11 protein-coding genes and 2 pseudogenes are annotated in these 9510 nt (G+C 68.7%); 9 read left to right on the top strand and 4 right to left on the bottom strand.

Features of this window, described 5'->3' with window-relative positions:
- The 4 genes and pseudogenes from AC08OQ_RS13835 to AC08OQ_RS13820 form a co-directional block, all read left to right on the top strand.
- Nucleotides 1-917, top strand: a 917-nt coding sequence (locus tag AC08OQ_RS13835; protein WP_476612098.1) for a serine hydrolase domain-containing protein, incomplete at its 5' end; no start/stop codon positions are given.
- Nucleotides 918-1189: 272 nt separating this feature from the next.
- A pseudogene (locus AC08OQ_RS13830) lies at nucleotides 1190-1489 on the top strand (2'-5' RNA ligase family protein); the annotation flags it as partial.
- Between the two features lie 55 nt (nucleotides 1490-1544).
- Nucleotides 1545-1871, top strand: a complete 327-nt coding sequence (locus AC08OQ_RS13825; RefSeq protein WP_476612097.1) for a 2'-5' RNA ligase family protein — start codon at nucleotides 1545-1547, stop codon at nucleotides 1869-1871.
- A gap of 87 nt (nucleotides 1872-1958) precedes the next feature.
- On the top strand, nucleotides 1959-3143 hold the full coding sequence (locus AC08OQ_RS13820) for a YihY/virulence factor BrkB family protein (RefSeq protein WP_476601432.1): 1185 nt from the start codon (nucleotides 1959-1961) through the stop codon (nucleotides 3141-3143).
- Between the two features lie 467 nt (nucleotides 3144-3610).
- Here AC08OQ_RS13820 and AC08OQ_RS13815 read toward each other — a convergent pair.
- The 3 genes and pseudogenes from AC08OQ_RS13815 to AC08OQ_RS13805 form a co-directional block, all read right to left on the bottom strand.
- Nucleotides 3611-4378 (bottom strand): annotated as a pseudogene (locus AC08OQ_RS13815) (D-alanyl-D-alanine carboxypeptidase family protein); the annotation flags it as partial.
- Between the two features lie 114 nt (nucleotides 4379-4492).
- Nucleotides 4493-5539 carry a DUF1003 domain-containing protein gene (locus AC08OQ_RS13810; protein ID WP_462203780.1) on the bottom strand — a complete coding sequence of 349 codons (1047 nt, stop codon included), beginning with the start codon at nucleotides 5537-5539 and terminating at the stop codon, nucleotides 4493-4495.
- Nucleotides 5540-6089: 550 nt separating this feature from the next.
- On the bottom strand, nucleotides 6090-6407 hold the full coding sequence (locus AC08OQ_RS13805; RefSeq protein WP_476601431.1) for a hypothetical protein: 318 nt from the start codon (nucleotides 6405-6407) through the stop codon (nucleotides 6090-6092).
- Between the two features lie 293 nt (nucleotides 6408-6700).
- On the opposite strand from AC08OQ_RS13805, the gene AC08OQ_RS13800 reads away from it, so the two are divergent.
- Nucleotides 6701-7195: a hypothetical protein gene (locus AC08OQ_RS13800; RefSeq protein ID WP_476601430.1), complete on the top strand. Its 495-nt coding sequence runs from the start codon at nucleotides 6701-6703 to the stop codon at nucleotides 7193-7195.
- Between the two features lie 94 nt (nucleotides 7196-7289).
- On the opposite strand, the gene AC08OQ_RS13795 is transcribed toward AC08OQ_RS13800, so the two are convergent.
- Nucleotides 7290-7985 (bottom strand): Abi family protein, encoded by a 696-nt coding sequence (locus tag AC08OQ_RS13795; RefSeq protein WP_476601429.1) that lies wholly within the window; start codon nucleotides 7983-7985, stop codon nucleotides 7290-7292.
- Nucleotides 7986-8249: 264 nt separating this feature from the next.
- Between AC08OQ_RS13795 and AC08OQ_RS13790 the strand changes: the two genes are divergently transcribed.
- The 4 genes from AC08OQ_RS13790 (at nucleotide 8250) to AC08OQ_RS13775 (ending at nucleotide 9258) form a co-directional block, all read left to right on the top strand.
- On the top strand, nucleotides 8250-8324 hold the full coding sequence (locus AC08OQ_RS13790) for a hypothetical protein (protein ID WP_476592178.1): 75 nt from the start codon (nucleotides 8250-8252) through the stop codon (nucleotides 8322-8324).
- 180 nt (nucleotides 8325-8504) lie between these two features.
- Nucleotides 8505-8726, top strand: a complete 222-nt coding sequence (locus AC08OQ_RS13785; RefSeq protein ID WP_476605406.1) for a type II toxin-antitoxin system HicB family antitoxin — start codon at nucleotides 8505-8507, stop codon at nucleotides 8724-8726.
- Complete coding sequence (locus AC08OQ_RS13780; protein ID WP_006542954.1) at nucleotides 8723-8950, top strand: type II toxin-antitoxin system HicA family toxin; 228 nt, start codon at nucleotides 8723-8725, stop codon at nucleotides 8948-8950. The genes AC08OQ_RS13785 and AC08OQ_RS13780 overlap by 4 nt, the downstream gene beginning before the upstream one ends.
- A gap of 17 nt (nucleotides 8951-8967) precedes the next feature.
- Nucleotides 8968-9258, top strand: a complete 291-nt coding sequence (locus tag AC08OQ_RS13775) for an SCO4848 family membrane protein (protein ID WP_476601427.1) — start codon at nucleotides 8968-8970, stop codon at nucleotides 9256-9258.
- Nucleotides 9259-9510: the final 252 nt, after the last annotated feature.

Here is a 9510-nt window from a genome sequence, read left to right as displayed (position 1 = left end):
TACGTGAATGTTTACGGAACGTGGACGCTCTTGGACAGGTGGCGGCGTGGCCGGTCGAGACCGTCGCGGTCGCGGTGATGGGTCGGGCGGACGAGGCGGTCGGACCGGGTGCGGGGTCCGGGTGGCCGGACGCAGCGGTGACCCCGCGGGTCCGGGAGGTGACGCGGACCGGACCACTCGATCACCCCTTCCGGCTGGCCTCGGTGTCGAAGCTGCTCAGCGCCTATGCGGTCCTGATCGCCGTGGAGGAGGGCGCGATCGGGCTTGACGATCCCGCCGGACCCCCCAGGTCCACCGTGGCTCATCTACTCGCCCACACCTCCGGGCTCGCGTTCTCGGGGACCCGCACATTGGCCCCCCCGGGCACCCATCGCATCTACTCCAACACCGGGTTCGAGCGGCTGGGGGAGGCGCTGGAGAAGGCTACCACCATCGCCTTCGCCGACTACCTCGCCCAGGCGGTCTTCGAGCCCCTCGGGATGCACGGTGCCCGGCTGACGGGATCCCCGGCCTCCGGCGTGACGGCGACGCTTGCCGACATGCGACGCTTCGCTGCCGAGCTCCTCGCCCCGACGCTGATCACCTCCGCGACGTTCGCCACGGCCATCTCGGTCGCCTTTCCCGGACTTGCCGGCGTGTTGCCGGGTTTCGGCCAGCAGACCCCCAACGACTGGGGACTCGGCTTCGAGATCCGCGGCAACAAGCACCCGCACTGGACGGGCAGCTCCAACGCGCCGTCGACCTTCGGCCACTTCGGGCAGAGCGGGACCTTCCTGTGGGTGGATCCCGTCGCCCGCCTCGCATGTGTGACTCTTTGTGATCGTGATTTTGGCGAGTGGGCCCAGCGAGCCTGGCCACCGCTGGCGGACGCGATCCTGGCGCAGGCCCCCTCGTGGTCCGCAAACCGCTCGGCGTGACGTGCGAGAAAGGGCGGGGGCGGCGCGGCCGTCAGTGACCGTTTCCGGTCGGATGCCGGTTTCTTCCGAGGGCATTGTCAGCTTTTGGTCATGATCTGGAATCCAGATCTCCTTCCCATGGTCTGCGCGGGACGGCCGTGGCTCATGGGCCATGATGTCGGCATGTTTCCTCGGCGAGACCGATCCCGACGGCCGGTTCCTCACCCGGCGCAGGCAGGCATGGATACGCAGAGTAGCGAGCGTCGCTGCTTTCGTCGGGGAGCCGGTCCCGCATGACTGAGGGGGTGAACGGTCATACCGTCCAGGTTGTCCCGGCCGTTGATCCCGGTGAATCGGTTGTTCCGGTTGATCCGGTTGATCCGGTCGATTCCGCGGGTCGGGTGGACATCGGCGTGGCGATCGGCATCCCCGAGCCGTACCGCACAGAGCTTCAGGACTGGCGGGAGCGACTCGGCGATCCGAACGCAGCCCTCATCGTCCCGCACGTCACCCTGCTGGGTCCGACCTCCGTCGGGCTCGTGGACCTGCCCGTGATCGAGCGCCACCTCGCGCGGGCGGCGCGGGCGAACTCCCCGTTCACCATCCGCCTGCGGGGGATCCGGCACGTTCCGGCCGCTGTCCCCGGTCGTGTTCGTCGCCCTCGCCATGGGTATCCTCCGGTGCGAGAAACTGGCGGCGGTGGTGCGGTCCGGTCCTCTCGACCGGCCGCTCAGCTTCGCCTACCATCCGCACGTCACCGTCGCGCACGACCTCGCCGAGGACGCGTTGGACCGCGCCTTCGATGCGCTCGCCGAATATCAGGCGCAGTTCGAAGTCAACGGGTTCGGGCTGTATGAAAGAGGCGCCGACCTGCGCTGGCGGCAACTACGCTTCTTCCCGTTCGGTCGCCCTGCGCGTGGGCCGGAACCGGTGGGCGGCGGGGGGCGACGCGCCACACTCGGATCTCGGGAGTAAGCGCGCGTCGCCGGGGGGACAGTAACGAATGTGGCGGGACCTCGTCAGGCGGTACGGGCCAGTGTCGGGACGGTTTCCGGCACCGCTGTGGCAGTACGCCGGAAACGTCCGTTTCTCGATCACCTCATCCGGGCATATTCCCGCTACACAGCCGACGGCGGTGATCGTCTCGCGGCGTCGGCGACCTACTTTGCGTTCCTGTCGTTCTTCCCGCTGGTCGCGCTGGCCTTCGCGGTCACCGGCTTCGTCGTGGACGCGTACCCCGATGTGCAGGAGAGCCTGACCCGGCAGATCAACGACTATCTTCCGGGCTTGGCGGACAAGCTCGACGTTGCCTCGATTGGCAACGCCAAGGTCGGCGTGGGCATTATCGGTCTTGCCGGCCTCCTGCTCGCCGGACTCGCGTGGATCGACGCGCTGCGGGGTGCCATCCGTCTCGTATGGCACCAGGACATCGACGTTGGCAACATCATCACCCGGCGGCTGCGGGATGTCACGGTGCTCGCGGGACTGGGGCTGACTCTGTTGGCCTCACTCGTCGTGACCAGCCTCTCGACCTCGGCCACCGGGTCATTCCTGAGCTGGATCGGATTGTCCGGCAGCACCGCCGCGGCCTGGGTGACCGGCCTGCTGGCCCTGCTCGTCGTCCTCGCGATCGACACCGCGGTTTTCCTCTATCTGTTCTGGCGGCTGCCGCAGCAGACCGACCGGGTGCGGACGGTCCGGGGTGCGGTGCTCGGCGCCGTCGGAGTCGAGATCCTCAAGATCGTCGGCACCTGGCTGGTCGGGCAGACCATGAGCAATCCGGTGTACGGTACGTTCGCGGTGATCGTCGGGTTGCTCATCTGGATCAACATCGTCATGCGATGGACGCTGTTCGTCGCGGCCTGGACCGTGACGGCGCCCTACAACTCCGACGTCTTCCCCTCCGGTTCGGCAGCCCGGCATTCCGTCGCCGAGGCGGCCGACCACGCGGCGGCGGGGAGCGCGGGTGCGGCAGGCGCGGGCGCGGGATCCGCGGGGCCGGCGTCCTACCGGTCGAGCGGCTCGCCGAACCCGGAGGCCTCCCGCCGCCCGGTGTCCGGCTCCCAGACCGGCTCGACGCCGCTCGAGCCGGCTTCACCCGACTCGTCATCGGCGAAGCCATCCTTGGCCGGACCGCTGCGGGTGGCGTCGGAGGGCAGCCCGCGTGGCACGGTGCCCATCCCCGCCCGGGTACGGGCACTCCTGCGCCGCCGCATACCCTCGGGGACATCCAGCAGGTCGGACTGATCAGGTCCGGCCGCCGGCCTCAGCCTCACGGACACGTGTCCATCGCGCGGTGCGGGCGGCCGACCCGACGGGCGCTCGACGTCCCGGAGGCCCGCCGCCGCGTGCCGCCGCCGGTGCTGGCGCCGACGCACTCGGGCGGCTCGACGGGTGAGCGCGGTGAGCAGGCATGCCACGACGGTGCAGCCGATCGCGATCCAGGTTATCGGGCCGATGCCGCTGCCAGGATCGCCCGCGCGGGCGACTCCGTGCCGCGAGGAGGCTGTTGCCGCGCCGGCGGTTGGCACGATCCCTGGACCCGCCGGGCTGACGGAGGGCCGGTCTCCCGCGGGCCCGCTCGACGCCGGCGCCGTCGCCCTGGGGTTCGCGAGATACCCGACCGGGGTGACCGTGTCGGCGTGCGCGAAACCCCAGTCGAGCAGCGCGCGTGCGTCCTTGCCGTAGGCGGGAGCCGTCCGCAGCAGGGCGACGATGAGGGTGTGGCCGTCGCGGGTGGCCGCGCCGACGAACGTCGCGCCGGCCGCGATGGTGTAGCCGTTCTTCACCCCGATAGCCCCCTCGTAGGAACGCAGCAGGGCGTTGTGGTTCTGGATCTCGAAGCGGGTACCCCCCCGGCCGGCGAGCGAGGCGCGCGGGATCGTCAGGTAGCTCCGCACCGTCGGGTTGTCCAACGCCGCCCGACCGAGCACGGCTAGGTCGTGCACACTGGTGACCTGGCCCGGACTGTCCAGCCCGGTCGGGTCACCGGCGATGGTGTCCGTCGCGCCGAGCGACCTGGCCAGAGCGTTCATCCGCTGCAGCACGGCGGGGGTTCCCCCACTCGCCTGGACCAGGGCCATGGTCGCGTCGTTTCCGCTGGAGATCAGCATGGCAGTCGCCAGGTCACGGACGGTGTATCCGACCCCCGGCACGAGACCGACCTTCGTGCCGTCCACCCGAGGGGCGTTCTCGTCGACCGTCACGACCCGGTCCGGCGGCAGGCCGGGCAGCACGGTCAGCGCGGTAAGGATTTTCATCGTGCTGGCCGGGAGATCCTGGGCGTGGGGGCGGTAGGCGGCGAGGATGGCGCCGCTTCCCGCGTCCGCGACAAGCCACTCAGCCGCCGTGAGACCGGCCGTGAGACCGGCCGGGGGAGCGGAGTCGGAGGCGGCGGTGGGTGCCGGTGCGGCGAGTGGGACGGCCGCGGCCGCCGGAACGATCTTCAGGAACGGGGCGAGAATCGCTCCGAGGACCGCCACGGCCACCAGCGCCCGCCCGAGGCTTCCGCGGAGGCGACGCGGGTCATGCCGGGGCGGACAGGGGACACGCACCTGTCGAACGCTACTGGGTTGCCCCGTTCCGCAGAAGGGTGGTCACGGCCCGTGTCGCGAGTGGGTGTTTCCTGTGGAGGAATCCACTGGTTGCGGCTTTCCCATTGAATGCCAGGAGGAGCCCGTATGGGCAGAGAGGCTATGGTGCCCGTGTGTTGTGAATCCTCTGTTCTTGAGGTGCGTCGTCGCGCTGGCCTCCCGGGTGGGGTCGTCGAGCGTGGTCTCCGGGGTGGGACCGGTGGCGATGGTCGGCGTCGTCTTCCTGTCGGGACCGCCGTTTTCGCGGTTCCCGGTGCGGGTGGCATACCCGGCGTCCGTGGAGCGAGGGAGGATGCCGGTCGTGCTCACACCCGTGGTGTTCCTGCGCTTGTGGTGCTTGGGCCGCCGGGGGCGTTCCGGATTCCCGGCATTCGGCTTGCCCGTGGCGGGTGGGTCCTCGGTCTCGGGGTCGCTCGTTTCCCGGAGGCCACCACCGGCCGTGGACGCCGGCCCGCCGTGCCGTGACGGCGATCGTGCCGCGGTTGGCTTCCGTTCATCCGACGCCGTCTGGTGCGGAACGCGAACCGCGTCCCGAACCAGGCTCTCGATGTCGCCGCGAAGAGATTCGAGTTGGCCGGCCAGCTCGCCGCGCACGTACTGCCGGGTCGCCGCATCGCTCTGGGCAAGCCGGAGCGCGGCGATCTCACGCGCGAGAAACTCGGTGTCTTCCCGCATACGTACAGCGACCGCCCGATCTTCGGCCAGCGAGGCACGGTCACGGTCGTCCTGTCGGTTCTGGGCGAGCAGGATCAACGGCGCCGCGTAGGCGGCCTGGGTCGAGAAGGCCAGGTTCAGCAGGATGAAAGGGTAGGGATCCCACCGCAGCAGCGGTAGCGCGATGTTCAAGGCTATCCAGACGATCACGATACAGGTCTGAATGGCGAGGTACCGCCCGGTTCCCAGGAAACGGGCGATGGCCTCCGCGAAGCGACTGACCGATTCCCGGTCCATGCCCCGGGGGATCAGTGTGACCCGGCCGGAAGCGGGCAGGTCGAGACGCTCGGTGCAGGCACCACGACGTCCCGCGGCCCGTGATGTTGAGATGCTCATGGAAGATCCCCCTCCGCGCGCCCCAGTCACCGCCGGACAGCTGTGAGTGCGCATTCCTCGAGCAGGCCGCGGGCGGCACCGCCACGGCGACCTCTGGTCGACACGACTTCGATCGACCGCACCTGCTTGTGCACTGCTCGCGGCCCATGCGACTGCCGACCCGGACGGATCAGGGAAGCCCGGCCGGGACAGGGTGGATCCGCGCTACCGGCACGAACCGATCGGGCCGGGAGATCGCGGTGACCATCGACTCCCGAGCCGGAGACGCCGTCGCCGACGGCACGGCTGCACCGGACAGGAGGGCCGTGCGTCCGAACAGGCCGGACTTCCGAACAGTGCCCCGGGCGTCGTCTACCCGGGTTCCGTGGACGCGGGCCGGGCGCGACGGTGCGCGCTCATCGGCCCGGGATTCAGCGATGGCTGACGTCCACGAGCAGGAAGCGGCCTTTACTGGAGCACCCGCCAGGACTCACAGCGGCCACCTCCTCGCGCTGGTCCTCCGTAGAGGATTTTTCGGGGGCTTGTCAAGGATAACCGCCGGAGTTGTTCCCTAACCCACTGGGGCACCCGTGATATCGGTCGCGATGACGTCACCCGAAGCGGGGACCGTCACCGTGGCGCGGGTGGCGCGGGTCCCGGCGCGGGCGCGGGCGTCCCACTCCTCGGCGGGCCGCGCGCTCGCCTCGGCCAGGGTCTGCCAGAACGCCGAAGGAGCATCGGCGAGCGCGGCAAGGCGCAGCCTTCGCAACAGCATTCCCTCGTCTGGTTCGATCCGGCGCCCCCGGATGTCGTCGGCCCCCTCCATCGCTCCCTCCCGCCATCCCGCCGTCTTGCCCGTCTTGCCCGCCGACCTGGCCGGCCCGCCCACCTTGCCCGCCTTGCGTATCCCTTGCGCATCCTCCGTGTCGGTGCCGCCCGTGACCAGACCGTCGTCCGGGAGAGGTCGGTGTTGTGCGGGACAGGCCGGTGTTGCGCGTAATCGGTTCGACCTTTACCGCAAAGTGCTCCCGGGCAGTGGGGGAAGCGCGGATACTGATCAAAGCGGCGGGACGGCGGAGGAGTCGCGCGAGATGATCTATCGTGGGTAGGCCCGTCTCGTTGATCGTGCGGCATGACGGGCCTTCGTGGTCAGCCTGGTCCCCGCAGTGCCCAGGACTGGCGATGGCCCAGCCGTCCGCCGCGGAGCTGCGGGCCGCGTTGCCCGACGTCCTCGCGTGGTACTTCGGTGAGGACACCGACACCGACGCGCAGATCCACGTCGAGCGGAGGCTGTGCGGTGGCGTCGTCGTCCGGATCGCCCAGGATGCGCAGCTGTGGGAACGTCAGCTGGTCGCCGACCGGCTGGGCGAGGCCTTGGCCGCCGGGGACCAGGCGGCGCGGCTGCGTGCGGCCCCGGGTAACGCAGCCGGTGAGGTGATCTATGTCTGCGCGCTGCAGTCGGACCGCGTCTCCTGGCTGACGGGCCAGCTGGAGGACGAGAACGACGCGGTCGTGGCCATCCTCCCGGTGGCCGAGACGATGCTGTGGACCATGCGGTTCGGAGCGGCCCACAGCGGGGCCGGGGAATTGGTCCAGCCGCCCGCCTACCGCCCTGAGACAACGTTCAGCGAGGTGATGCGGACCTTCGCCGGGCCGCTCCAGCACCTGCGGGCGTGAGCCGCGGGACATCGAAGGCCATGGTCGTCGGATCGTGGTTCCTGATCGCGGCCGGTGTCTGAACGTAGGGTAGCTGGCCGAATTTGTAAAATATTCACTTATGGCCTAGGTGCTGTGGCGGTTGCGGCGGTCGTGACAACAGGAGGGTGGGCACTCGGCTTCGGCCGCGGATCCATTCTTCGACACCGCCGTCGAGGTGCCCGGCGACACGCAGCAGATCATGGTGGAGGGCCGCGAGTGGTCGGTTGTGGATTGGTGCGTGGTGCGCGACGCGGTTGCGGAGCCGAACGAGGCTGTCGACGGGGTTGTAGATCCGGGTCCGTTGTGCCGGGCGAAGGTTCGGGAACGCGCGGCGGAGTGCGGGAGTCCACAGGGTTCCCTCGTATCGCCTGGTCAGGAGGTAGCGCCAGAAGCCGAACGTCAGCTCGGCAATCATCCGACCAGGCGTGATGACCTTCCCGTCGCGCCGCAACCTGACGTAGGCGTCGGCGATGTCCTGCCGTCGATGGGCTTCGAGGATGCCGGCCGGGTCGTCGTACCACTGGCCGGGCCTTCGCTGGCGCTGATGCCAGAGAGTGAGCTGGTCGTGCAGGGCGTTGCGCAGGACGATCTCGAAGAGCCCGAGGACCTCGTGGAACGCGGCGCTGATGCTGCTGTTCCACTCGTACAGGGCCACTGCCCGCTCGAGGTCGTGGTTGCAGGCCCGTTCGTACGGATCGAGGCGTTCGGCGCTCAGCCTGCGCCGGAGCTGGACCGCGAGGGCGTGCGACGGGGTCACGGCGTTCGACATCGGGTTACCGGTCTTCTAGACTTTCGAGGTGGACACCCCGGATGGCCTCTACCGCTCAGGCGGCATGCCCCGGGGTTTTGTCTGTCCGCCCACCTTAGGAGTCGAAATGAAATAACTTGCGCGTTTCGAACCCTCCACAGGCCTGCGACCTGCGATGATGCTCTCGATCGCGTATTTGTTACTTCATTACGTCCCCTTAGGGCGATCTACGTGGCCGAACTCGCGCCCCCACACGAAGACCGCGGCTCGCTGCCGGTGGGGTGACTGGAGTCGAAGCGCGCGTCCTGGTTCCTGATCGCGGTGGGTGTGTGGACGTGGGCCATCTGGCCAAACTTGTAGAACATTCACTTATGACCTAGGTACTCCCCGGGGCCGGGAGTGGTCTTGCGTCTCTCGTGTGTACCCGGGCCGTTAGAGATCGTTTCCGCTCGTATGGTCGACAGAGGTCTGGTCGATCATGTCGAGGGGGTGACGGTGAGCGATTCGCCAGGAGTGGTAGGGACGGCTAGGCTGATCTCCATGGAGCGAGCGGCGCGGCTGACGGCTGTCGTCACGCATGAGGGCGACTGGTGCGTGGCACGGGCTCTGGAGGCCGAGGTGACCAGCCAGGGAGCCAGCGTCGAGGAGTCGCTGGCAAATCTTCGCGAGGCGCTGGAGCTGTACTTCGAGGACCAGCCGTTCCCCGTGACCGCTGCGGACGGTCCCATCGTCGCTCCGCTGGACATCCGCCTGTCGGCGTGACGCCCGCGCTGCCTCGGGTCTCCGGGGCGAAGGTGGTGAAGGCTCTGGGGCGTGCCGGCTTCGAGGAGGTCGCCACGCGTGGCTCGCACTGCAAGCTGAGGCACAAGGAGAACGCCCGGGTCGTGATCGTTCCGCTTCACCGGGAGCTGGCGACGGGCACGCTCGCCTCTGTTCTGCGTCAGGCGGGCATCGAGGCGGAGGAACTTAGGACGTTGCTCACCTGAGCTGCGCGTGGTTCTGGGTGCAAGCTGGGTGGGCGACTCTGTCGAAGCGTGTTTCCTGGTTCCTGATCGCGGTGGGTGTGTGGACGTGGGCGATCTGGCCAAATTTCCTTCGGAACGTGTGGAAGGATGATCGTTCCTGGGACGACGGCCCGACCGGCTTCTTCACGGTGCACTTGGTCCTGACCGTCGTCTCCCTCGTAATCGGTTCCGTCGTTGGCTGGCTCGGCATCCGCGGCGCACGCGCCGTCCGCCATGGCGATACCGGTGATGATGCCTCATCCAGGAAACTGATCAATTCGGGTCGTTGACATGCTGAAAGCGGCGGTAGTCTTCGAAACCGCTCCATGTCATGATCGGCTCTACGCCGTGTGATCCTCCTGGCTTCAGAGCATGCCCAGCCGCGGAGCCATGCCACCAGCGTGGCACGGCTACGGACCAGTTTCGCAGATCAGATACCAGGGATGACGGGCCATGGTCATCTCGCCGCCTCCGAACTCGCCGATACCACGCCGCGGACCATGCGGGCAGAGGGGCCGCGACGTAACGGTCGCCTAGGGCCT

This window comes from Frankia sp. CcCS3 (genome assembly GCF_977927575.1).
Note: the sequence above shows the minus strand (reverse complement) of the source record. Positions and strands in the feature narration are given on the sequence as shown.